General features: G+C 65.3%; 21 protein-coding genes and 1 tRNA gene. 17 read left to right on the top strand and 5 right to left on the bottom strand.

The genetic code is table 11. The features are described from left to right. The first annotated feature begins 2 nt into the window (after positions 1–2). Together copD and B7Y43_RS12715 are read left to right on the top strand one after the other, a co-directional pair. Entirely contained in the window at positions 3–890 is an 888-nt protein-coding gene (gene copD, locus B7Y43_RS12720; protein WP_374132027.1) for a copper homeostasis membrane protein CopD, read from the top strand. Positions 891–919: 29 nt separating this feature from the next. After that, positions 920–1,147, top strand: coding sequence for a hypothetical protein (locus tag B7Y43_RS12715; protein ID WP_374132026.1), 228 nt, complete (start codon positions 920–922; stop codon positions 1,145–1,147). A gap of 41 nt (positions 1,148–1,188) precedes the next feature. Here B7Y43_RS12715 and B7Y43_RS12710 read toward each other — a convergent pair whose 3' ends face one another. Further along, positions 1,189–1,482, bottom strand: a complete 294-nt coding sequence (locus B7Y43_RS12710; RefSeq protein ID WP_374132025.1) for a metal-sensitive transcriptional regulator — start codon at positions 1,480–1,482, stop codon at positions 1,189–1,191. An 85-nt stretch (positions 1,483–1,567) separates the two neighbouring features. Here B7Y43_RS12710 and B7Y43_RS12705 point away from each other — a divergent pair, with 85 nt between their 5' ends. The 13 genes from B7Y43_RS12705 (at position 1,568) to B7Y43_RS12645 (ending at position 14,057) form a co-directional block, all read left to right on the top strand. After that, positions 1,568–1,846, top strand: coding sequence for a hypothetical protein (locus tag B7Y43_RS12705; protein WP_374132024.1), 279 nt, complete (start codon positions 1,568–1,570; stop codon positions 1,844–1,846). A 60-nt stretch (positions 1,847–1,906) separates the two neighbouring features. Continuing rightward, on the top strand, positions 1,907–4,270 hold the full coding sequence (locus B7Y43_RS12700; RefSeq protein ID WP_374132049.1) for a heavy metal translocating P-type ATPase: 2,364 nt from the start codon (positions 1,907–1,909) through the stop codon (positions 4,268–4,270). Positions 4,271–4,531: 261 nt separating this feature from the next. Continuing rightward, positions 4,532–5,467 carry a P-type conjugative transfer ATPase TrbB gene (trbB, locus tag B7Y43_RS12695; RefSeq protein ID WP_374132048.1) on the top strand — a complete coding sequence of 312 codons (936 nt, stop codon included), beginning with the start codon at positions 4,532–4,534 and terminating at the stop codon, positions 5,465–5,467. Beyond that, a complete protein-coding gene (locus tag B7Y43_RS12690; protein WP_374132023.1) occupies positions 5,464–5,781 on the top strand; it encodes a TrbC/VirB2 family protein in 318 nt (105 codons plus the stop codon). Before trbB ends, B7Y43_RS12690 begins: the two co-directional genes overlap by 4 nt. Next, complete coding sequence (locus B7Y43_RS12685; RefSeq protein WP_374132022.1) at positions 5,781–6,047, top strand: VirB3 family type IV secretion system protein; 267 nt, start codon at positions 5,781–5,783, stop codon at positions 6,045–6,047. Before B7Y43_RS12690 ends, B7Y43_RS12685 begins: the two co-directional genes overlap by 1 nt. A gap of 7 nt (positions 6,048–6,054) precedes the next feature. Next, positions 6,055–8,490, top strand: a complete 2,436-nt coding sequence (trbE, locus tag B7Y43_RS12680; protein WP_374132021.1) for a conjugal transfer protein TrbE — start codon at positions 6,055–6,057, stop codon at positions 8,488–8,490. After that, positions 8,487–9,224, top strand: a complete 738-nt coding sequence (gene trbJ / locus B7Y43_RS12675) for a conjugal transfer protein TrbJ (protein ID WP_374132020.1) — start codon at positions 8,487–8,489, stop codon at positions 9,222–9,224. The genes trbE and trbJ overlap by 4 nt, the downstream gene beginning before the upstream one ends. A gap of 11 nt (positions 9,225–9,235) precedes the next feature. Next, entirely contained in the window at positions 9,236–9,571 is a 336-nt protein-coding gene (gene trbK-alt, locus B7Y43_RS12670; RefSeq protein WP_374132019.1) for a putative entry exclusion protein TrbK-alt, read from the top strand. A gap of 2 nt (positions 9,572–9,573) precedes the next feature. Then, a complete protein-coding gene (trbL, locus tag B7Y43_RS12665) occupies positions 9,574–10,872 on the top strand; it encodes a P-type conjugative transfer protein TrbL (protein WP_374132018.1) in 1,299 nt (432 codons plus the stop codon). Between the two features lie 8 nt (positions 10,873–10,880). Further along, positions 10,881–11,561, top strand: coding sequence for a conjugal transfer protein TrbF (trbF, locus tag B7Y43_RS12660; protein ID WP_374132047.1), 681 nt, complete (start codon positions 10,881–10,883; stop codon positions 11,559–11,561). Continuing rightward, a complete protein-coding gene (gene trbG / locus B7Y43_RS12655; protein ID WP_374132017.1) occupies positions 11,561–12,559 on the top strand; it encodes a P-type conjugative transfer protein TrbG in 999 nt (332 codons plus the stop codon). The genes trbF and trbG overlap by 1 nt, the downstream gene beginning before the upstream one ends. A 116-nt stretch (positions 12,560–12,675) precedes the next feature. Then, positions 12,676–13,815, top strand: coding sequence for a TrbI/VirB10 family protein (locus B7Y43_RS12650; RefSeq protein ID WP_374132046.1), 1,140 nt, complete (start codon positions 12,676–12,678; stop codon positions 13,813–13,815). Between the two features lie 2 nt (positions 13,816–13,817). Next, positions 13,818–14,057, top strand: a complete 240-nt coding sequence (locus B7Y43_RS12645; RefSeq protein ID WP_374132016.1) for a DUF2274 domain-containing protein — start codon at positions 13,818–13,820, stop codon at positions 14,055–14,057. A gap of 337 nt (positions 14,058–14,394) precedes the next feature. Here B7Y43_RS12645 and B7Y43_RS12640 read toward each other — a convergent pair. The 3 genes from B7Y43_RS12640 to B7Y43_RS12630 all read right to left on the bottom strand — a co-directional run bounded on the left by B7Y43_RS12640 (position 14,395) and on the right by B7Y43_RS12630 (position 16,873). Beyond that, a tRNA-Thr gene (locus B7Y43_RS12640) sits at positions 14,395–14,469 on the bottom strand. 204 nt (positions 14,470–14,673) lie between these two features. Next, positions 14,674–15,069: a cupin domain-containing protein gene (locus B7Y43_RS12635; protein ID WP_374132015.1), complete on the bottom strand. Its 396-nt coding sequence runs from the start codon at positions 15,067–15,069 to the stop codon at positions 14,674–14,676. Between the two features lie 10 nt (positions 15,070–15,079). Continuing rightward, positions 15,080–16,873: an aminopeptidase P family protein gene (locus tag B7Y43_RS12630; RefSeq protein WP_374132014.1), complete on the bottom strand. Its 1,794-nt coding sequence runs from the start codon at positions 16,871–16,873 to the stop codon at positions 15,080–15,082. Positions 16,874–16,991: 118 nt separating this feature from the next. On the opposite strand from B7Y43_RS12630, the gene B7Y43_RS12625 reads away from it, so the two are divergent. Together B7Y43_RS12625 and B7Y43_RS12620 are read left to right on the top strand one after the other, a co-directional pair. Next, positions 16,992–19,052, top strand: a complete 2,061-nt coding sequence (locus tag B7Y43_RS12625; protein ID WP_374132013.1) for a S9 family peptidase — start codon at positions 16,992–16,994, stop codon at positions 19,050–19,052. A 2-nt stretch (positions 19,053–19,054) separates the two neighbouring features. Beyond that, positions 19,055–19,447 (top strand): acyl-CoA thioesterase, encoded by a 393-nt coding sequence (locus tag B7Y43_RS12620; protein WP_374132012.1) that lies wholly within the window; start codon positions 19,055–19,057, stop codon positions 19,445–19,447. Between the two features lie 172 nt (positions 19,448–19,619). Here the strand turns inward: B7Y43_RS12620 and ppc are convergent, their stop codons facing one another. Beyond that, positions 19,620–22,307, bottom strand: a complete 2,688-nt coding sequence (gene ppc / locus B7Y43_RS12615) for a phosphoenolpyruvate carboxylase (protein ID WP_374132011.1) — start codon at positions 22,305–22,307, stop codon at positions 19,620–19,622. Positions 22,308–22,373: the final 66 nt, after the last annotated feature.

Here is a 22,373-nt window from a genome sequence, read left to right as displayed (position 1 = left end):
GGGTGAGTGACCCGCTCTACATCGGCATCCGGTTCGCGCTTTACGCGGACTTGATGCTGCTGTTCGGCTTACCCTTCTTCGCAATTTATACGCCGGGCGAGCGAGGAAACTTTCCCCATCGTCGCCGGGTGCTCGGCTTCCTCGCCGTGCTCGGAATAGCGCTTTCGGCCCTGTCGATCGCGGCGATGACCGCATCGATGGCGGGCGTCTCGCTTCTCCAAGTCGATCGCGCGTCAATCGTCATGATGGTGTCTGACACGCCGATGGGCACGGCGTGGGCCGTGCGAATGGCTGCGCTCACCGCGGTTGCGATCAGCGCACTCATCAAAGCACCGCCAGTCCCCGTCGCGGTGCTCGGGGCGATCGCGCTCGGCACGCTAGCGTGGACAGGGCACGGTTCCGCTGGCGAAGGGAACGCCGGGATAGTACAGTTCCTGGGCGATCTAGCGCATCTGCTGGCAGCGGGCGCTTGGCTCGGCGCGCTCGTCGCACTGAGCTATATGGTCTGGGCAGCGCGCGACGCAGCGGCGACACAGCATGCCCTGGCCAGATTTGCATCGGCCGGCACACTTATCGTTGCGGCCATCATTGGCAGCGGGCTGATCAATGGTGTCTATCTCGTCGGCTGGTCCAATCTCGGCATGCTGCCGCGCACAAGCTATGGGCAATTGCTAATTCTAAAAATCGCATTGTTTTGCGGGATGCTCGTGCTCGCGGCACTGAATCGGTTCCGGCTGACTCCCGCGCTGCATGCAGCAATCGAACCCGACGGGACCGTTCTCGCGTGGCGAGAGTTACGTCTAAGCCTCATACTCGAATTGAGCTTGGCAGCAGCGATCCTGGGCTTGGTCGCATGGCTAGGTACATTGGAACCGCCAATGTCGATGTGAGCCACCAAGCACATACGAAGGTACAGGCGATGCCAAAGGCAATCCCACTCTCGATCCTAACTGCAATGCTGCTTTCGGGCTGCGCCACGACCGGCGACCGGATGGCGACGAGCGAACAACGCGCCGCGTGCGTGGAAATGGAAAAGAACATGGGGCTCGGCAGTCCTCACGATCATGGCGAAATGAAAGGCAGAGGCCTGAACTCGATGAATCTGAGCCATGAGCGCTGCGTCCAGATACTCAAGCAGCCGATTTGAGCGGCGATCGGCGGGCGTGGTGTGCCCGCCGACGCTACCGCTCAGTCCTGGGCCATTCGAGGGAATACACGCATCAGCTCTTCGAGCTTGATCGCCCGTGTTTCTGCGTCGCCGCTGGCGGCAGCTTCATCGAGACAATGGCTGACGTGACCGCGCAAGCCGCGCAAGAGTTCGGCCTCGACTTTTGACAATGCGGCCCGTGCCGCCTGCACCTGCGTCACGACGTCGATACAGTAGCGGTCGTTGCCGATCATTGCGGCAATTCCCCTTATTTGCCCCTCGATGCGCGCGAGCCGCTTTCCCAAAGCATCCTTGTTACCGCTGTATCCTCGCATGTGTTCCTCTGATCCACGTCCGGATTGCATATACCCCTTGGGGGTATCATATAGTGTGCGGGGCGGCTGGAAACAGGAGTTATTTATGACCCACCCGGACACAAGCATTCATGCGCACAGGCTCAGCGTCAACCGGCTGGCAATGACCGGCGCACTGTCGACTACGCTACTCTTCATATTGTGCTGGGTCGCAGGCGCGCTTGGCTTCGTTGGCAGCCACGCGTTTATTGCGCTCTTCACCCTGGCTCCGGTCCTCTCGGTCACGGCACTTTGCATCGGCATGCTTAGTGCTGCGGTGTTCGGCGGCATCGGCGGGGCGGCAATCGCACTAATCTACAACGTCCTCGGCCAGCGCGCTGCGTGAAACTGCCGTATCGCAGGAGTATTTGATATCGTGACCGAACATCCCGCAGCCGCATCATCCATGCCGGCCACCAAGCCTGACGACGCCGTCGAAGGCGGATGCTGTGGCTGCTCAACCTCCAAGGTAGCGGAGACTGGTGGCAGTGTCCTTGATCCGGTTTGCGGGATGACGGTCGATCCAGCAAAAACGGCCCATCACGCGACTCACGATGGAACGGAATATCATTTCTGTTCCGCGGGATGCCGGACGAAGTTCGTCGCCGCTCCAGCGCAATATCTGAAGGAAGGCCCACCCGCCGCGCCCCAGGCTGCGGAGGGCGCGATCTGGACATGTCCGATGCACCCCGAAATCCGCAGGCCCGGTCCGGGCAATTGTCCGATCTGCGGCATGGCGCTCGAACCCGAGGCACCGTCGCTCGACGACGCACCTAACCCCGAACTGATCGATTTCACCCGCCGCTGGTGGGTGTCGGCGGCGCTGGCAGTTCCACTGCTGGCGCTCACGATGGGAACCGATTTGCTCGGGCTACATCTGGTGAGCGCGACAATTTCGCCGTGGCTCCAACTTGCCTTGGCCGCCCCGATCGTCTTGTGGGCAGGCGCTCCCTTTTTCGTTCGCGGCTGGACTTCGCTCAAGACGCGCCACCTCAATATGTTCACGCTGATCTCGATCGGGGTGGGCGCAGCGTTCCTTTACAGTCTTGTCGCGACACTCGTGCCGGGTATTTTTCCCGACACGTTCAAGATGCACGGGATGGTGCCGGTCTATTATGAAGCGGCGGGTGTCGTGGTCGCGCTGGTCCTACTCGGCCAGGTGCTCGAACTCCGCGCGCGCGCCTCGACTGGTAAAGCGATCCGAGCGCTCCTGAACCTTGCACCAAAGACCGCGCGGCGGATTGCACCTGACGGCACGGAGACCGAAGTACCACTCGTCGAAATTGTCGCAGGCGACCATCTCCGGATCCGTCCCGGTGAGGCCGTGCCTGTCGATGGCATCGTCGTTGACGGCAGGTCGTCCGTCGATGAGTCGATGCTGACCGGGGAACCGCTCCCCGTTGAAAAAGAACCAACGAGCGCGCTGACAGGCGGCACGGTCAACGGCACCGGCAGCCTGGTCATGGAAGCGCAAGCGGTCGGCAGCGACACAATGCTCGCGCGCATCGTCAGGATGGTTGCCGAGGCGCAGCGCAGTCGGGCACCGATTCAAGCCGTCGCCGACCGTATCTCGGGCTGGTTCGTGCCGCTGGTTATCGCCATTGCGATTGCCACGTTCATCGTCTGGAGCCTTGTCGGTCCCGAACCGCGCATCGGTCATGCACTGCTCAACGCGATTGCGGTGCTGATCATTGCCTGTCCGTGTGCGCTTGGGCTGGCGACGCCGATGTCGATCATGGTCGGGACCGGACGCGGCGCACAGGCAGGCGTGCTCGTGAAAAGCGCCGAAGCGCTTCAGGGCTTTGAACAGGTGGACACCTTGCTGATCGACAAGACCGGGACGCTGACCGAGGGCAAACCCAAGCTCGTCGGCATTGAGACGATCGGCGAAGTTGCCGAAGACGAACTGCTGCGGCTCGTCGCATCGGTCGAGGCGCGTTCCGAACACCCACTCGCCCACGCCATCGTCATGGCGGCAAAAGAGCGCAAACTCGTGCTGGCCGATCCAGCGGGATTCGAAGTCCAGGTCGGCGCTGGCATCAGCGCGACAGTTGACGGGCGCACCGTCGTCATCGGCAACACCGCCCAAATGCAAAGCGTGGGTGTCGACCCGCAACCGCTGTTCGACGCTTCGGAGGCCAAACGCCGCCAGGGCGCTGGCGTCATGCTGGTCGCCGTCGATGGTGCACTCGCTGGCTTTATCGCCGTTGCCGACCCGATCCGCGCCAACGCAAGGGATTCAATCACCGCACTGCGCAAGCAGGGGCTGCGGATTATCATGCTCACCGGTGACAACCCGACGACGGCGAAGATCGTCGCCGATGCCGTGGGCGGCCTGGATAGCGTTCGCGCCGAACTCAAACCCGAAGACAAGGCACGCATTGTCGCCGAACTGAAGGCTCAGGGTGCAAAGGTCGCGATGGCAGGCGACGGCATCAACGATGCGCCCGCACTCGCAGCTGCCGATGTCGGCCTAGCGATGGGCACGGGCACAGACGTCGCCATTGAAAGCGCCGGGATCACGCTGACCAAGGGCGATCTCGCTGCCATCGTCCGCGCCCGCACCCTCGCAAAGGCAACGATGGCCAATATCCGCCAGAACCTGTTCTTCTCGTTCGTGTTCAACGGCATTGGAGTGCCGGTTGCGGCGGGTGTTCTCTATCCGATAACGGGTTTGTTGATGTCACCGATGTTCGCGGGTGCCGCGATGGCACTATCGTCGTTCACCGTCGTCGCAAATTCACTGCGACTGAACCGCGTTAAACTCTAGGTGTCCATCAAACGCGACGGTCTGACCTGACGTCAAAAGGCCGCCAATCTGATTTGAACCAAATTGCCGCCATTCCGCCCTCTGCAAGTCGTTGCACGCCAGAACCCTACGCCACTCGGTAACTTGTTGAACTTCATCGATCCTGCCGCTTCTTGATCGACCCCGATGAATCGTCGCCCGCGCGAGCGGGCGACGCACACGGGATTGATATCGGTGAACACGCTCGCTTTCAGGTCGGAGAGCTACGCGCGCGGCGCACGGATGCTGCGCACCGCGCTCGGGCCCGCGATCGCCGGCTTCCTCGACGATGCGAGCGTCGTCGAGGTGATGCTCAACCCGGACGGGCGGCTGTGGATCGACCGGTTGACCGGCGGTCTCGAAGATACCGGCGCGCGCCTCAGCCCCGCCGATGGCGACCGCATCGTGCGCCTGGTCGCACACCATGTCGGTGCCGAGGTCCATGCCCAGGCGCCGCGTGTTTCCGCCGAGTTGCCGGAGACCGGCGAGCGGTTCGAGGGGCTGCTTCCGCCCGTTGTCGCCGCGCCCAGCTTCGCGATCCGCAAACCCGCCGTCGCGGTGTTCGGCCTCGGCGACTATGTCGCCAGCGGGATCATGACCGAGCCGCAGGCGGTCATCCTGCGCGCCGCCGTCCACGAGCGCCGCAATATCCTGGTCGCGGGCGGCACCTCGACCGGCAAGACGACGCTCGTCAACGCGCTCCTCGCCGAGGTCGCCCTGACCGGCGACCGCGTGGTGCTGATCGAGGACACGCGCGAGCTGCAGTGCGCCGCGCCCAACCTCGTGGCGCTGCGCACCAAGGACGGCGCCGCCAGCCTCACCGATCTCGTCCGTTCGGCGCTTCGCTTGCGCCCCGATCGGATTCCGATCGGCGAGGTCCGCGGCGGCGAGGCGCTCGACCTCATCAAAGCGTGGGGAACCGGCCACCCCGGCGGGGTCGGCACGCTCCATGCCGGGTCCGCGCTCGGCGCGCTGCGCCGGCTCGAGCAACTCGTCCAGGAAGCGGTCGTGACGGTGCCGCGCGCGCTGATCGCCGAGACCATCGATCTCGTAGCGGTCCTGTCGGGTCGCGGCGCGGCCCGCCGCCTCGCCGAACTCGCCCGCGTCGAAGGCATCGGCCCCGACGGCGACTACCGCCTGACACCCGCAACCCCGCTGACCCAAGGAGACCCCGCATGACCTCGCTCCGCCGCCGGTTGACCGGCACCGCCCAGTTCACCGCGCTCATGGTGCTGACCGCTCCGGCCTATGCCGCCGGCTCCTCGATGCCGTGGGAAGCTCCGCTCCAGTCGATCCTCGACTCGATCCAGGGCCCGGTCGCCAAGATCATCGCGGTGATCATCATCATCGTCACTGGCCTTACGCTGGCGTTCGGCGACACCTCGGGCGGGTTCCGACGCCTCGTCCAGATCGTGTTCGGCCTTTCGATCGCGTTCGCCGCCAGTTCCTTCTTCCTCAGCTTCTTTTCCTTCTCCGGCGGGGCGCTGGTCTGATGAGCCCGGAGGAACCGATCACCGGCTTCTACGCACCGGTGCGCCGGTCGCTTACCGAGCCGATCCTGCTCGGCGGCGCGCCGCGTTCGGTCGCGATCGTGAACGGTACGCTGGCGGCCGCGCTCGGTCTCGGCCTGCGGCTGTGGCTGGTTGGCGCAGCGCTCTGGCTCGTGGGTCACATGGCGGCGGTCTGGGCCGCGCGGCGCGATCCCGCCTTCGTCGAGACCGGGCGGCGGCACCTGCGCTACCCGGCGCATCTCGGGTGAAGCCGAGATGCTGAACCTCGCCGAATATCGCGCAAAGCCACAGGTCCTCGCCGACTTCCTACCCTGGGCGGCGCTGGTCGCACCCGGCGTCGTCCTCAACAAGGACGGCAGCTTCCAGCGCACCGCGCGGTTTCGGGGGCCGGACCTCGACTCCGCGACGCCGGCCGAGCTGGTCGCGACGACGGCACGCCTGAACAATGCGCTTCGCCGGCTCGGCTCAGGCTGGGCGATCTTCGTCGAGGCGCAGCGCCACCCCGCCGGCGGCTATCCGGCAAGCACGTTCCCCGACATCGCCTCTGCATTGGTCGACGCCGAACGTCGCGCGCAGTTCGACGAGGCCGGCGCCCATTACGAGTCCAGCTATTACCTGACCCTGCTCTGGCTGCCTCCGGCGGAAAACGCCGCCCGCGCCGACGCGTGGCTCTACGAAGGGCGCGGTGATCGCACTGCGTCTGGCCGCGAAGCGCTTGGCCAATTCGTCGACCGCGCGGAGCGCGTGCTGGCGATGGTCGAAGGGTTCATGCCCGAGGCGGCCTGGCTCGATGACGCCGAGACGCTGACCTATCTTCATTCGACCGTCTCAACCCGGCGCCACGGCGTCCGGGTGCCAGAGACGCCGATGCACCTCGATGCGATCCTTGCCGACGAGCCGCTGACCGGGGGCCTCGAACCGCAGCTCGGGGGCGCGCACCTGCGCACGCTGACCGTGATGGGCTTTCCGAGCCAGACTTGGCCGGGCCTGCTCGACGACCTCAATCGCCTGGCCTTTCCCTATCGCTGGGCGACGCGAGCGATCTGCCTCGACAAGACCGATGCCACCAAGGTGCTCGGCCGCATCCGCCGGCAATGGTTCTCCAAGCGCAAGTCGATCGCCGCGATCCTCAAGGAGGTGATGACCAACGAGGCCTCGGCCTTGATTGACTCCGACGCCGCCAACAAGGCGCTCGACGCGGATCTCGCCTTGCAGGAGCTCGGCTCCGATCTTGTCGGCGCCGCCTATGTCACCGCGACAGTGACGGTCTGGGACGCCGATCCGCGCATCGCCGACGAGCGGCTGCGCCTGGTCGAGAAGACCGTGCAGGGCCGCGACTTTACCGTCATGCGCGAGACCATCAATGCGGTCGAGGCGTGGCTCGGGAGCCTGCCCGGCCATGTCTACGCAAACGTCCGCCAGCCGCCGATCTCGACGCTCAATCTAGCGCACATGATGCCATTTTCGGCGGTCTGGGCGGGCCCGGCAGAAGACGCGCATTTTGGCGCGCCGCCGCTGTTCTTCGGGCGCACAGAAGGTTCGACGCCGTTCCGGCTATCGCTCCACGTCGGCGACGTCGGCCACACTTTGGTGGTCGGCCCGACTGGTTCGGGCAAGTCGGTGCTGCTCGCGCTGATGGCGCTGCAGTTCCGACGCTATGCGCGCTCCCAGGTCTTCGCGTTCGACTTCGGCGGCTCGATCCGGGCGGCCGCGCTCGCCATGGGCGGCGACTGGCACGATCTCGGCGGCTCGCTCGGCGACGACGTCGCCGAGCCCGTCGCGCTCCAGCCACTCGCCCGTATCGACGACCCCACCGAGCGCGCCTGGGCCGCCGAGTGGGTCGCTGCCATCCTTGGCCGGGAACGGGTCGAGGTGACGCCTGAGGTGAAGGATCATCTCTGGTCAGCACTGACCTCGCTGGCGTCGGCGCCGCCGTCCGAACGGACGCTCACCGGCCTGTCGGTCCTCCTTCAGGCGCAGCCGTTGAAGCGCGCTTTGCAGCCCTATTGCGTCGAAGGCCCTTGGGGCCGGCTGCTCGACGCCGAGGCTGAGCGGATTGGTGATGCATCGGTCCAGGCATTCGAAACCGAAGGGTTGATCGGGACCTCTGCGGCTGCGGCCGTGCTCGCTTATCTCTTTCACCGCATCGAAGGTCGCCTCGACGGTCGCCCGACGCTGCTCATCGTCGACGAGGGCTGGCTCGCGCTCGACGATCCGGGGTTCGCGGCACAGCTGCGCGAATGGCTGAAGACGCTGCGCAAGAAGAATGCGAGTGTCATCTTCGCGACGCAAAGCCTCGCCGACATCGACGGCTCGACCATCGCCCCGGCGATCATCGAGAGCTGCCCGACCCGCATCCTGCTCGCCAACGAGCGCGCGCTCGAGCCCCAGATCGCCGCCATCTACCGCCGGTTCGGACTCAACGATCGCCAGATCGAGATCCTTAGCCGGGCGACGCCCAAGTGCGATTATTACTGCCAGTCGCGGCGCGGCAACCGGCTGTTCGAACTGGGCCTGGGCGAAGTCGCGCTCGCCTTCACCGCCGCGTCGGCCAAGACCGACCAAATCCTGATCGCTCAACTGCTGGCTGAACACGGCCGCGAGGGGTTCGCACGCGCCTGGCTCGCCGCGCGCGGCGCGGGCTGGGCGATCGACCTCATTCCCACCCTCGATCTGGAGACTGTTCAATGAAGCCCTTGCGTTCGATCCTCACCGCCGGCGTCGCCGCGCTCTCGCTCGTGACCGCGACCGTGCCGGCGCACGCCCAGTGGACCGTGTTCGACCCGTCCAACTATGCCCAGAACATCCTGACCGCGGCGCGCTCGCTCCAGCAGATCAACAACCAGATCACCTCGCTACAGAACCAGGCGCAGTCGCTGATCAATCAGGCGCGCAACTTGACGAGCCTGCCGTTCTCCTCGCTCCAGCAATTGCAGCAGTCGATCGCGCGGACGCAGGCACTTCTGCAACAGGCGCAGGGCATCGCCTATAACGTCCAGAACATCGACCAGGCGTTCCGAACCACCTATGCGCCCGCCAGCGCGTCGATGACCGACCAGCAACTGGTGTCCGGTGCGCAGGCGCGGTGGCAGCAATCGGTCCAGTCGCTCCAGGATGCGATGCGCGTGCAGGCGACCGTCGTCGGCAATCTCGACACCAACCGCACGCAGATGTCGGCGCTGGTGTCCTCGAGCCAGGGCGCGACCGGCGCCTTGCAGGCGACCCAAGCCGGCAATCAGCTGCTCGCGCTCCAGGCCCAGCAGCTCGCAGACCTGACCGCCGCCGTCGCCGCGCAGGGACGCGCGCAGAACCTCGAGGCCGCGCAGCGCGCCGCGGCGCAGGACCAGGCGCGCGAGCAGCTCCGCCGGTTCCTCACGCCCGGCGCTGGCTACCGGCCGACCACCGTCACGATGTTCCACAACTGAGAGGATCGGCGATGCGTCGGCTTGGCTGGATGCGCAGGATGGACGGTGCCGAAGCCAGGAAGCTGATCGCGCTGATCCTCGTCGGCATGATCCTCGCCGCTGCGGCGGCGTGGATGACATCGAGGGATCGGTCACCATCGATCGACCGCGATGTCCCGACCGAGACAGCCTCATCTGATCCGCTCAAGACCGAGTTCGAGCGCTGCCAGCTGCTCGGCGAGGCTGGCGCGCATGACCCAGCCTGCCTCGCTGCCTGGGCCGAGAACCGTCGCCGCTTTCTAGCGCCCGATCGCCGTCCCGCCGCTCCAAACCCGGCCGCAACGTCGACTGCAACGGAGGCGCATTGATCATGGGCGGCACCGGCGTCATCGATCGTTTCCTTGAGGTCTTCACCCGCTACATCGATAGTGGGTTCGGGCTCCTGCAAGGCGAAATGAAGTGGCTGGCGGCCACGCTGATCGTCATCGATCTCGTCCTGGCCGCCCTGTTCTGGGCTTGGGCGCCCGATGAGAACGTACCCGCGCGGCTCGTCAAGAAGGTGCTGTTCGTCGGCGCATTCGCCTTCCTCATCAACAACTGGGGCAATCTCGCCCGGATCGTCTTCGAGAGCTTCGCCGGTCTCGGGCTGAAAGCGTCGGGCACGAGTCTCGCCACCGCCGATTTCCTGCGCCCGGGCCGCGTCGCGCAGGTCGGCCTCGACGCCGGCAAGCCGATCCTCGACTCGATCTCCGGCCTGATGGGCTACGTCTCGTTCTTCGAGAACTTCATCCAGATCGCGGTGCTGCTGTTCGCTTGGGTGATCGTCCTGCTGTCCTTCTTCATCCTCGCCATCCAGCTCTTCGTCACCCTCATCGAGTTCAAGCTGACGACGCTCGCAGGCTTCGTGCTCATCCCGTTCGGGCTGTTCAACAAGACCGCGTTCGCCGCCGAGCGCGTGCTCGGCAACGTGATGTCGTCAGGCATCAAGGTGCTCGTGCTCGCAGTCATCATCGGTATCGGCTCGACGCTTTTCGACGAGTTCAAGACCGGCTTTCCGGTCACGCCGACGATCGAGGACGCGATGGGCATCATGCTCGCCTCGCTGACCTTGCTTGGCCTGGGCATCTTCGGACCCGCCATCGCCAACGGCATCGTCTCGGGCGGCCCGCAGCTCGGCGCGGGCGCGGCGATCGGCACTGGCCTTGCCGCAGGTGGGGTGCTCGCGGGCGGCGCGGCGCTCGCGACCGGAGGCGCATCGCTCGCCGGTGGCGCGGTCGCAGGCCTCGCCCGCGGTGGCGCGTCGATCGCGGGCGCTGCCTCGGCCGCCTACAGCATGGGCGCGGCCGGCCAGACTGGCGCTACTTCGGTCGCAGGAGGTATCGGCAACGTCGCCAAGACAGGTGCGGAGGCTGCAACTAGCCCGCTCCGCCGCGCCGCCGATGGCTTGAAGCAGAGTTTCGCCAGCGGCTCAGAGTTCGCCGCGCGTGGCGGCGCGCCCGCCGCCAACGACCCAGCGCCGACCGGCAGCGGCGGGTCGGGCGAGCCCGCCTGGGCCGCCAACATGCGTCGCCGCCAGGCTGCCGCCCATGCCGTGCAAACCACGGCCCAGGCCGTGAAGTCCGGCGATGGCGGCGGCTCCGGCTCCTCCGTCAGCGTCTCCGAGGACTGATCCCGATGATCTTCAAGCGACCCGCGGTCCGCTACGGCCGGACTCCCGAACCCGAAACACCCTATCAGCGCGCCGCCCAGGCGTGGGACGACCGCATCGGCTCCGCCCGTGTCCAGGCGCGCAACTGGCGCCTGATCGCGTTCGGTAACCTGATCTTGTCCGCCGGGCTCGGCGCGGGTCTGATCTGGCAGTCCGCGTCGGGCACGATCGTCCCCTGGGTCGTACAGGTCGACAAGCTGGGCCAAGCGCAGGCGGTGGCTCCAGCCGACGCCGCCTATCGTCCGACCGATCCGCAGATCGCCTGGCACCTCGCGCGGTTCGTCGAGGAAGTCCGCTCGATTCCGGCAGACCCGATCGTGCTCCGGCAAAACTGGCTGAAGGCCTATGACTTCACCACCGACAAGGGCGCGGCGGCGCTGAACGACTATGCCCGCGTCAACGACCCATTCGTCCGCGTCGGCAAAGAGCAGGTCGCGGTCGACGTCTCCTCGGTTATCCGCGCCTCCAACGACAGTTTCCGCATCGCCTGGGTCGAGCGCCGCTATGTCGATGGCGCGCTGGCCACGACCGAGCGCTGGTCAGCGATCGTCACCCTGGTGATCCAGACACCCCACGACGCCGAGCGGCTGAAGAAGAACCCGCTCGGCATCTACGTCCATGCCCTCAACTGGTCCAAGGAGCTCGGCTGATGCGCCTCTTGATGCTTGGGAGTGCGGCGCTGGCCTCGACCGCGCTCTCCGCCTGCGCCCACAAATACACCCCACCCGCGATCAGCTACGACGCACCGGCGGCGGCGGCCGTGCTGGCGCCTGAACCGCCGCGACCGGTGCAGATAGTCACCGTGCCGCAGCCGCTCCCGCTTCCCGGTCAGCTGAAACCCTTGCCGAGTACAGCGCCCGCGCCGCCGCCAGAACCCGCCGATCCGCGCGCGCGAGTGGAGGCGGCCAATGGCGCCGCCCGCGTAGAGCCGTCGCGCAGCGGCTATGTCAACGCCGTACAGGTCTATCCCTTCGCCGACGGCGCGCTCTATCAGCTCTACGCCGCCCCCGGCCAGGTCACCGACATCGCGCTCGAACCCGGTGAACAGCTCGTGGGGCCGGGGCCGGTCGCCGCCGGCGACACCGTGCGCTGGATCATCGGCGACACCGAAAGCGGCACCGGCCCCACGCGGCGCGTCCATATCCTGGTCAAACCCTCGCGCGCCGACCTCGTCACCAATCTCGTCATCAATACCGATCGGCGGACCTATCACCTCGAGATGCGTTCGGCCGCGACCACCTACATGGCGTCGGTCTCCTGGTCCTATGCAGCCGATCAGTTGATCGCGCTGCGTCGTCAGAACGCCGCCGCCGAGGGCGCGCAGCCGGTCGGCACGACCAGCGCTGCTGGGATCGAGAACCTTCAGTTCCGCTACCGCATCGAGGGCGATGTCGCGCCCTGGCGACCGGTCCGAGCTTTCGATGATGGGCGCCAGGTGTTCATCGAGTTTCCGGCCGGGATCGGCCAAGGCGAGATGCCGCCGCTTTGGATCATCGGTCCGGAGGGCGGCGCCGAGCTCGTCAACTACCGCGTCCGCGGCCATCACATGATCGTCGACCGGCTGTTCGCGGCCGCCGAACTTCGCCTCGGCGGCGCCCGCCAACAACGCGTGCGGATCGTACGCACCGACGGGAGGCCCGCATCGTGACGGACGAACGCGTCGAAGACGGGGAAGCGAGCGCACCCTCGGCCCGGACGGATCTGCCCGAGCCGCCGCGCGACACGTCCGCGGCGTTTCGGCTGCGACCGGAGCGGCCAAGCGTCATGCGCCTCTCGCGCCGCGCTCTTGGCGCGCTGGCGGGCGTGTCGGCGGTAGCGCTCGGCGGCGCGCTGGTTTTCGCGCTACAGTCCTCTCATCCCAAGAAGCAGAGCGAGGAACTCTACAACACCGATCACCGGACAACTGCCGATGGCCTGGCGCGGTTGCCCGGCGATTATGCGGGTGTGCCACGCGCGGTCCCGCAGCTCGGGCCGCCGCTTCCCGGCGACCTGGGGCGCCCGATGCTCAAGGCGGGGACACCGCCGCCGCCGATGGCAACCGGCGATGGGTCAGCCCCCGACCCCGCCCAGCAGCGCGCCGAGCAGGAACGGCAGCGCCGGACTCAGGAACTCGAGGCTGCTCGCACGAGCCGACTGTTCGCCAGCGAGGCCCGCTCGGCTGCGCAAGGCGCCGGCCAGCCGAACCCTGGGATCGATCTCACCGGCCTCGGCGGTCAAGCGCCCGCCACCGCTCTAAGCCAGCCAGCGCCGCAGCCTACCGAGGGCGACCGCAAGCTCGCCTTCCTGAACGGCGGAGTCGATCGCAAAACGGTAAGCGCCGAGCGCGTCGCCACCGCGCCGAGCCCATTCATCGTGCAGGCCGGCGCCGTGATCGCCGCGGCCATGCTCACCGGCCTGCGCGCGGATCTCCCTGGGCAGATCACAGCGCAGGTGACCGAGAACGTCTATGACGGCCCCACGGGCCGGACGTTACTGATCCCGCAAGGCGCGCGGCTCGTCGGACAGTACGACGCCCAGGTGATATTTGGGCAAAGCCGCGCGTTGCTGGTCTGGACGCGCTTGATCTTCCCCAATGGCCGCTCGATCGTGCTGGAGCGCCAACCGGGGGCGGACCCGGAAGGCTATGCCGGGCTCGAAGACCGCGTCGACAACCATTGGGGCCAGTTGTTCAGGGCCGCGGTCCTATCGACGCTGCTCAGCGTCGGCTCGGAAGCCGGCACCTCTTCGGACGAGAACGATCTCGTCCAGGCGCTTCGACGGGGTGCGTCCGACAGCATCAGCCAGACGGGACGCCAGGTCGTCGGCCGCGCGCTCAACGTCCAGCCTACGATCACGGTGCGGCCGGGATTTCCGGTGCGGGTCATCGTTACCCGCGATCTGATCCTTGAACCTTATCGGGGGTGAGCATGACCAAGCTCAAACTTGGCTCGATTGCGGACGAACGGCCCGTACGGATGACCCTGGAGCTTCCAGCCACGACCCACCGCGAGCTGGTTGCCTATGCCGAGGTGCTTGGGCAGGAGACCGGCCAGCGGACGGATCCTGTCAAACTGATTGCCCCGATGATAGCGCGGTTCATCGCGTCCGATCGCGCGTTCGCCAAGGCTCGGCGCGCGATGCGCGAGACACCTCCAGTCTCGAAATAGTGGCGCTTTGCCGTCAGCAATAATCCGCCGATCTGTAAGCTGCCGTGAGCGAGTTCGCTGCCAGGCGGTGATTATATCCGGCGTTACGCGTCACGAAAGACGCGAGGCTTTACCGGAACGAGGCGCGGCCTCGCCCCTGACCGACCATCCAAGTCATAAAATCGGTTGGGTCGGAACGCCACGGCCGCGGTCGCTGATGACCGAACCGCACCAGAGGCAACGGAAAAAGCGGTGAGCCGAAACTGCACCACTTGTTTCCTATGCGTTTCCGAATGCTAAACCCGGCAGTACCAGCCCCTAACGGGGAAAATAATTTCGTTTTTTATCAGGGATTTAATGGTGCTGCCGGTGAGGATTGAACTCACGACCTCAGCCTTACCAAGGATGCGCTCTACCACTGAGCTACGGCAGCGTTTCGCCGCTTTTTGAGGCGGGAGCGCGCCTATGGTCTGACGCGGCCGCGCTTGTCAAGGCAAGCTTGTCAGCAAGGCAGTTGCGCGGGATAGGGCGTGCATGACCCAAAAGGACGAGCGCGCAGAGCGATTGGCGGCACAATTGCGCGAGAATTTGAAGAAGCGAAAGGCGCGCGCGCGCGATGTCGCCGCTGGCGCTCCGCTCAACGAGGACGATGCTCAGTCCCCAAACCGGCGGTGATGAACAGCGCCGTCGCTTCCCCCGCTACGTCGGCGGTGTGCCAGCAGCCGGGCGGGTTGATCGCGTAATCCCCCGCACCAATCGTCGCGGTTGCCGTGCTGCCATCGGCGAATTCCTGGTGCAGCGTCATTTCCCCGGCCACACAAACCACGACTTCATCGCCGCTGGGGTGCATTTCCCACGAATTCCAGCTTTCGGTGAAGCGGTACATCATCACCAGCCGCCCCTCGATCCCGTCGGCGTCGTGGCGTTCGCCATAGCCTTCATACCAGTCCACGCCGGTAAAATCGGGCTGGACCAGGGCCCTGGCACCAGGGCCAAGATGAATCGGCGTCGTCAGCAGCGATGACATCGTCATTGTCTCCCGTTCAGATGGCCGCGCATTTGGCGGTGAGCCAGGCGAGATCGTCGCCCTGCATTTGCGGGCCTAGTATTGCGAGGACACGGGCATGATAGGCATCGAGCCAGGCGCGCTCGCTTGCGGTCAGCATTTGGGGCACAATTAGGGATCGTTCGATCGGGCAAAAAGTCAGCGTCTCAAAGCCAAGCATCGGGGCTTCGCCGCCCGGTAGGTCGCGGTCCTCGACCAGAATCAGGTTTTCGATGCGGATGCCATACTCACCCGCCTTGTAATATCCCGGCTCGTTGGAAATGATCATGCCCGCGCGGAGTGGCTCTGACGGGCCACCACCGGGGTAATTGGGCGTGGCGATCCGCTGTGGGCCTTCATGCACCGACAAATAGGCGCCGACGCCGTGCCCAGTCCCGTGCGCATAATCGAGCCCCGCTTCCCATAGCGGGCGCCGCGCAAACGCATCAAGCTGGCCGCCATTGGTGCCGTGTGGGAAGACGGCGGTGGCGAGTGCGATATGCCCTTTCAGCACGCGCGTGAACCGATCGCGCATCTCAGCGGTAGGCGGACCGATCGGCAGCACCCGCGTTACATCGGTGGTGCCATCTTGATATTGCCCGCCTGAATCGACCAGATAAAGCTGGCCAAGTTCAAGCGGCGCGTTCGATTCTTCATCGACGCGGTAATGTGGGCTCGCCCCGTGCGCACCGGTCGCCGAAATTGTATCGAACGAGGTGTCGAGCAGCACGCCCGATGCCTGGCGAAATTCGAGCAACTTGGCGGCGCAGCTCAGTTCGGTCTGGCCGCCCTTGGGCGCCTCCGCCTCGACCCAGCGGAGAAAACGGGCGAGTGCAGCACCGTCGCGCGCGGACGCTGATCGGTGACCGGCGATTTCCACAGGGTTTTTGAGCGCCTTGGCCAGCACCACCGGGTCGCGCTGCGCGAGCACGCTCGCACCGCCAGCATCAAGCGCGTCGAAGATCGCAGCGACGGCGCGTTCCGGATCGGCGGCAACGCGCTTGCCCGCATAGCTGGCAAGCGCTGCGGCGAATTCGCTGCGATCGCGCACGCGGATGGCATTGCCGAGATGCTGGCGGACCGCGTCGGTCAGTTTTTCGGGCGCGATGAACAGATCGGCGGTGCCATCCGCCTGGACGATCGTATAGGCGAGCGCGACGGGGGTATGATCGACATCCTTGCCGCGGATGTTGAACGTCCAGGCAATCGAATCGAGCGCGGTCAGCACCACTGCATCGGCCTTGCGCGCAGCCAACCAGTCGGCAATCCCGGCGCGCTTCTGCGCCGATGACTGCCCGGCTTGATCATCGGTTTGCACGCTTAGCGTGGCGGTGGATGGGGCCGGACGATCGGGCCAGACCGCATCGACCGGATTGGTATCGACAGCAACCAGCACGGCGCCGCGCTCGGCCAATGCCTTGCTCGCTTCCTGCACCCAGGCGCGGGTATGCAGCCAGGGATCATAGCCGATGCGCGCGCCCTGCCCGGCATGGTCGCCCAGCCAACCAGCGACGCTGGTCTGCGGCACACCAATATAGGCCCAATGAGTGCCATCGACCTGCTGCCGCACCTGCAGCGTATAACGCCCATCGGTAAAGATCGCTGCGGCCTCGGGCAGCACGACCGCCGTCCCGGCCGATCCCTGAAACCCCGTCAGCCAAGCCAGCCGCTGCGCATAGGCACCGACATATTCGCTCATATGCTCATCGGTGAGCGGCACGACAAAGCCATCCAAGCGATCGCGCTTGAGCTGGTCGCGCAGGGCGGAAAGACGGTCGGCATGGGTAGACATGGCTTATCCTGACTCTGATGATGGCATATCTTACGCGCTGGTGCCCGGCCAAGTCGAGCCGCCGCCTTTGCGTCCCTGCCTCTCGACGAAGCGTCATTTGAACGGTTAGGGATAGAAGATGACCATCACCACCCCGCCGCCCCGCGCCGAGCGCCGCCAGCATAGCTTTACCGCCCACGGCCAGACCATCGACGATGCCTATGCCTGGCTGAAGGACCCCGGCTATCCTGAGGTCACCGATCCAGACGTGCTTGCCTATCTCGAAGCCGAAAACGCCTATTTCGAGGGCGTGATGGCCCCGCTCAAGCCGCTGACCGACAGGCTTTATGAAGAGATGAAGGGGCGGATCAAGGAAGACGATTCGTCGGTACCGCAAAAGGATGGCGACTGGCTCTACTGGACAGCGTTCGAGACCGGCGGCCAGTACCGCAAATGGTGGCGCAAGCCCGTGGGCGGCGGCGCGGATGAATTGCTGCTCGATGAACCCATGCTGGCGGCGGGCAAGGAATATTTCCGGCTTGGTGCGCTGTCCGTCAGCAATGACGGCACGCTGCTCGCTTATGCGATCGACGACAATGGCTCGGAACGCTTCGAAGTCCGGGTCAAGGTCATCGCGACCGGCGAACATCTGCCCGAAATCATCCCCGGTATGCTCTCCGAAATCGTCTGGGCGGCAGACGATAGCGGCTTTCTCTATGGCCTTGCCAATGAACAATGGCGCACCGACAATGCGCGGTTCCACCGGCTCGGCACGCCCATCACCGACGATATCGAACTGTTCAAGGAAGCCGATGAAGGCTTCCGCGTCGGTGTGTCGGAAACCAGCGACCGGCAATGGATCGTCATCGCAACCGGCGATCATGTCACCAGCGAAGTCTGGCTGCTCCCCGCCAGCGACCCGCTCGCCACGCCGGTCTGCGTCTCGCCGCGCCAGGTCGAGCGCGAATATGATGTCGATGCGCATGGCGAGACCTTGTTCATCCACACCAACGATACCGACCCCAATTTCCGGCTCTGCACCGCGCCGATCAGCGACCCCGGCAGCTGGACCGAGCTGATCGGGCCAAGCCGCGATTTCTATATGACCGGCGTCAGCTGCTTTGCGCGCTTCTTCATCGTTGATGGCCGCGAAGAGGGCCTCGATCAGATCGAGATCCATAGCTATGAGGGCGGCGCACCGAAACGGATCGCCTTCCCGGAGGCGAGCTATGACGCCGGGCTCGGCGACAACCCGGAATATGACATGAGCGTGCTGCGGCTCGGTTATGAATCGATGGTCACCCCGGGGACGGTCTATGATTATGACGTCGAGACCGGCGAGATGGCGGTCCTGAAGGTTCAGGAAATCCCGAGCGGGTACGACGCGACCAAATACGCAACCGACCGGCTTAAGATTGTCGCGCGCGATGGCACTGAGGTGCCGGTGTCGATCGTTTATCCAAAGGATTTTCCGAAGGACGGATCGCGCCCGGTCTTCCTCTACGCCTATGGTGCTTACGGCTATGCCATCCCGCCGGGCTTTTCGACCGGGCGGCTGTCGCTGCTCGATCGCGGCTTTGCCTATGCCATCGCGCATATCCGTGGCGGCGATGATCTGGGTCAGCAATGGTATCTCGACGGCAAGCTGGAGAAGCGCACCAACACCTTCAACGATTTCGTCGATGTGGCGAAGGGATTGATTGCGGGCGGTTGGACCAGCGCGGGCAAGATCGCCATCGCTGGCCGATCGGCTGGCGGGGAGCTGATGGGCGCGGTCGTCAATTCCGATCCCGAACTATGGGGTGCAGTGATTGCCGATGTGCCGTTTGTCGATGTGCTCAACACTATGCTGGACGAAAGCCTGCCCTTGACGCCCGGCGAATGGCCCGAATGGGGCAACCCGATCGAAGACCCAAAAGCATTCGCGCTGATCCGCAGCTATTCGCCCTATGATCAGGTGAAGCCCCAGGCCTATCCGCCGATGTTCATTAGCGGCGGCCTTAACGATCCGCGCGTGACCTATTGGGAGCCCGCGAAATGGGCGGCCAAGCTGCGCCACGAAAAGACCGACGATCATGTCCTGCTGCTCAAGACCAACATGGGTGCCGGGCATGGCGGCAAATCGGGCCGGTTCGAGAGTTTGCGCGAGGCCGCCGAGGAACATGCTTTCGTGCTGTGGCAGTTGGGGGTGGAGGGATAGGCTTGGCCTTCACGCTGACCATTACCGCTGGGCCGGCCGACATTGACGAGCTCGGCCATGTCAACAATGCGGTGTGGGTGCGCTGGATTCAGGACCTTGCCACCGCACATTGGCGCGCCGTCGCGCCTGCTGACCAGATTGCTGCCTATGTCTGGGTCGTGACCCGGCACGAGATTGATTATCGCGGTAATGTCAGCGTGGGAGAGACCGTGACCGGCAAGACCTGGGTGCCGGGCAAACCCTATGGCGCGCGGTTTGACCGGCATGTTCGCTTCACCGGCGCGGACGGCAAGGTGAAGGTTGAAGCGGTCACGACCTGGGCCTTGATCGACCGCGCAACCGGGCGGCTGCTGCGCGTGCGCGACGAGATTGCCGGGCCATTCCTTGAAGGCTGACCTGGGATTGGGTTCACGCGGAGGCGCGGCGACGCGGAGTGGTTTCACCAAGCTGAGGCGTCGGAAACATGATTGGTGTCGTCGATCCGGCACAAGATCGATTTTCACGGCGGCGCCGTCTTCTTCTTCTCCGCGTCGCCGCGCCTCCGCGTGAACCCTATCGCCTCTGGCCCTAGCCAGAATTCCGCAGCGCCGTCGCAATCGCGTTTATCGACAGCAGGATACCCTCGCCGATCCGCTCATCCTTCTCGCCTGCCCGTCGCCGCTTGATCAATTCGATCTGGAGCAGGTTGAGCGGCTCTATGTACGGTAACCGCAGCCGGATCGAGGCATCGAGCGCCGGATTGGCAGCGAGTAGATGCGCCTGGCCCGTCGCCAGCAACAAGCCGTCGCGGCTGCGGTGCCAGCCATCGCTGATCCGTTTGAAGATCGTGTCGCCCAGCGCCCGATCCTGCACAAGCGCCGCATAGCGCGCGGCGATGCCCATATCGGCCTTGGCGATCACCTGTTCCATATTCGCCAGCGTCGCCGCGAAAAACGGCCAGCCGGCCGCCATTTCCTTGATCAGCGCCTTGTCCTCAAACGCGGCAATCGCGGTGCCGACGCCGTACCAGCCGGGCAGCATCACCCGCGCCTGTGCCCAGCTGAACACCCAGGGGATCGCCCGCAAATCCTCAATCCGGTCGGATTTGGTGCGGCTCGCCGGGCGTGAGCCGATCTTCAGGCCAGAAATCTCGGCAATCGGCGTCATCTGGCGGAAGAAGCTGCGGAACCCCTCGGTCCCGTAGACGAGATCGCGATAGGCAGCGAAGGCGGTGGCGGACAAGTGATCCATTGCCGCCGAAAAGCGCTCATAATCACGCGACGATAGCCGTTCGGGTTCAAGACTGGCCAGCAGCGTTGCCGCCGCAATTGCTTCCAAATTGGTCGCCGCACTTTCGCGCGTGCCATATTTGGCGGCGATCACCTCGCCCTGTTCGGTGATGCGGATGCGGCCCTGCACGGTACCCGGTGGCTGGGCCAGAATGGCCGAGAAGGAGGAGCCACCGCCCCGACCAACCGCGCCGCCACGACCATGGAACAGCTGCATCGCTACACCTGCCTTGGCGAACACCGGCGCCAGCGCGGTTGAGGCGCGGCTGAGGCTCCAAGTTGAGGTCAGATAGCCGCCATCCTTGTTGCTGTCGGAATAGCCGATCATCACTTCCTGATGACCGCGCGCCTGCGCCACGGCGGCAACCTCTGGCAGCGCGAAATAATCGGCCATCACGGCGGGGGCGGCCTCAAGATCCCCGATCGTCTCGAACAGCGGCACCGCCATGATCGCGGCATGCGGCAAATCGCCCTGACCCTGACCGGGCCGATACAGCCCGGCTTCCTTCAGCAACAGATTGACCTCGAGCAGATCGGACACTGACTGCGCCATCGACACGACATAATTGGTGATGCAGGCCGGGCCATAAGCCGCGTGCGACCGGGCTGCCTCATGCAGGATCGCAATCTCGGACATCGTCTCATCGGCATAGGTCGCATAGGGGCTGGTCAGCGGGCGTAGACTGGCGAGTTCGCGGCGTAACAGCGCGATTCGGGCGGGTTCATCGAGCGCGAGATAATCTGGTTCGACCCCCGCCCCTTTCAGCAAATCGGCCACGACGCGTTCGTGGACGGCGCTATTCTGGCGCATATCGAGCGTTGCCAGATGAAAGCCAAAGGTTTCGACGGCGCGGATCAACCGCCCAAGCGCGCCACCGGTGGCGAGGGCGCCGCCATGATCGCGCGCTAAGCCATGTGCGATGGCGACGAGATCGGTGCGAAAATCCTGCGGCGTCGCATAGGGCAAACTAGTGAGAGGGCCGGGGCGCGGCGCTGGCTTGCCGGTCAGCGCCAGATGAGTCGCGGCGAGCCGGGCATAGACGCCTGAAAGCGCGCGGCGATAGGGTTCGTCGGTGCGCGAGAGGGCCTCGTCGCCGCTGGCTTCGGCAAGGGAAACGACCTCGGGGTCGACACTTGCCAGCTCGCTCGAAATCGACAGCTCAGCGCCCAACAGGTGAATGGCATCGAGATAATAGCCAAGCACAGCCTCACTCGCCCGGCCCAGCGCCGTCCGCATCGATGCGGCAACGACAAAGGGATTGCCGTCACGGTCGCCGCCGATCCAGCTACCGGGGCGCAGAAAGCTGGGGCAGCGTTTGCCCAGCACTCGATCCCAGCGCTGGTAGAGCGCCGGCAGAGTCGGCAGGAACACCTCGCGCAGATAGCTGAGCGCGGTTTCCACCTCGTCAGTCACGTAAAGCCGCTCGCGGCGCAGCACGCGCGTCTGCCACAGCAAGGCGATTTGCCGGGTGATCGCCTCATCAACATGATCGCCATCGGGAGTGGTCGCCAGGCCCGCGTCGCGCAGCTTCAGCAGCTCGGCGATGCGGTTGCGGTGGTCGATCATGCTCTTGCGCCGCACCTCGGTGGGATGCGCGGTCAGCACTGGGGCGACCAGCGCATGCTCCAGCAGCGCGAGCGTGGCCTCTGTCCCAATCCCGTCGGCGCGCAACCGCTCCAGCGCGGCGGCCATGTCTGCACCCGGTTCGGCGGTGATACCGTGGCGATCCTCGGAAAGATTGGCGAGCATCGAGAACAGCATGAAACCGCGCGTGAAATCGAGCGTCTCATCCAGGCTCAGGCGATCGAGCGCCATATCCGTGGCGCTGTCATCGCCACGCCCCCGATGCCGCTCAACCGAGGCGGAGCGGATCGCCTCAACCCGCTCGAACAGCGCCGCCCCGCCATAATCGCGGATCACGTCGCCCAGCAATTTGCCGAGAAAGCGGATGTCAGGATTGTTGGTGATCGCAGGAAGGCTAGCCATGCCGCATGCTGCGCTGCGGCAGGGGCGTGGTCAACGTCGAAAGAGCGGGCCTTTCATCGTGACCCA

The organism is Sphingomonas sp. 28-62-20 (assembly GCF_002281505.1).
The sequence above is the reverse complement of the archived record's forward strand: the minus strand, read 5'-3'. Positions and strand labels throughout refer to the sequence as shown.

Bases quoted from the DNA above. Each gene is read 5' to 3' on its own strand.
- trbJ (WP_374132020.1), top strand. From the start codon at position 8,487: ATGAAGCCCTTGCGTTCGATCCTCACCGCCGGCGTCGCCGCGCTCTCG.
- B7Y43_RS12650 (WP_374132046.1), top strand. From the start codon at position 12,676: ATGCGCCTCTCGCGCCGCGCTCTTGGCGCGCTGGCGGGCGTGTCGGCG.
- B7Y43_RS12700 (WP_374132049.1), top strand. From the start codon at position 1,907: ATGCCGGCCACCAAGCCTGACGACGCCGTCGAAGGCGGATGCTGTGGC.
- trbB (WP_374132048.1), top strand. From the start codon at position 4,532: ATGCTGCGCACCGCGCTCGGGCCCGCGATCGCCGGCTTCCTCGACGAT.
- B7Y43_RS12710 (WP_374132025.1), bottom strand. From the start codon at position 1,482: ATGCGAGGATACAGCGGTAACAAGGATGCTTTGGGAAAGCGGCTCGCG.
- trbK-alt (WP_374132019.1), top strand. From the start codon at position 9,236: ATGCGTCGGCTTGGCTGGATGCGCAGGATGGACGGTGCCGAAGCCAGG.
- trbG (WP_374132017.1), top strand. From the start codon at position 11,561: ATGCGCCTCTTGATGCTTGGGAGTGCGGCGCTGGCCTCGACCGCGCTC.
- B7Y43_RS12690 (WP_374132023.1), top strand. From the start codon at position 5,464: ATGACCTCGCTCCGCCGCCGGTTGACCGGCACCGCCCAGTTCACCGCG.
- B7Y43_RS12705 (WP_374132024.1), top strand. From the start codon at position 1,568: ATGACCCACCCGGACACAAGCATTCATGCGCACAGGCTCAGCGTCAAC.
- B7Y43_RS12635 (WP_374132015.1), bottom strand. From the start codon at position 15,069: ATGACGATGTCATCGCTGCTGACGACGCCGATTCATCTTGGCCCTGGT.
- ppc (WP_374132011.1), bottom strand. From the start codon at position 22,307: ATGGCTAGCCTTCCTGCGATCACCAACAATCCTGACATCCGCTTTCTC.
- trbE (WP_374132021.1), top strand. From the start codon at position 6,055: ATGCTGAACCTCGCCGAATATCGCGCAAAGCCACAGGTCCTCGCCGAC.
- B7Y43_RS12645 (WP_374132016.1), top strand. From the start codon at position 13,818: ATGACCAAGCTCAAACTTGGCTCGATTGCGGACGAACGGCCCGTACGG.
- B7Y43_RS12685 (WP_374132022.1), top strand. From the start codon at position 5,781: ATGAGCCCGGAGGAACCGATCACCGGCTTCTACGCACCGGTGCGCCGG.
- B7Y43_RS12715 (WP_374132026.1), top strand. From the start codon at position 920: ATGCCAAAGGCAATCCCACTCTCGATCCTAACTGCAATGCTGCTTTCG.
- trbL (WP_374132018.1), top strand. From the start codon at position 9,574: ATGGGCGGCACCGGCGTCATCGATCGTTTCCTTGAGGTCTTCACCCGC.
- B7Y43_RS12625 (WP_374132013.1), top strand. From the start codon at position 16,992: ATGACCATCACCACCCCGCCGCCCCGCGCCGAGCGCCGCCAGCATAGC.
- B7Y43_RS12630 (WP_374132014.1), bottom strand. From the start codon at position 16,873: ATGTCTACCCATGCCGACCGTCTTTCCGCCCTGCGCGACCAGCTCAAG.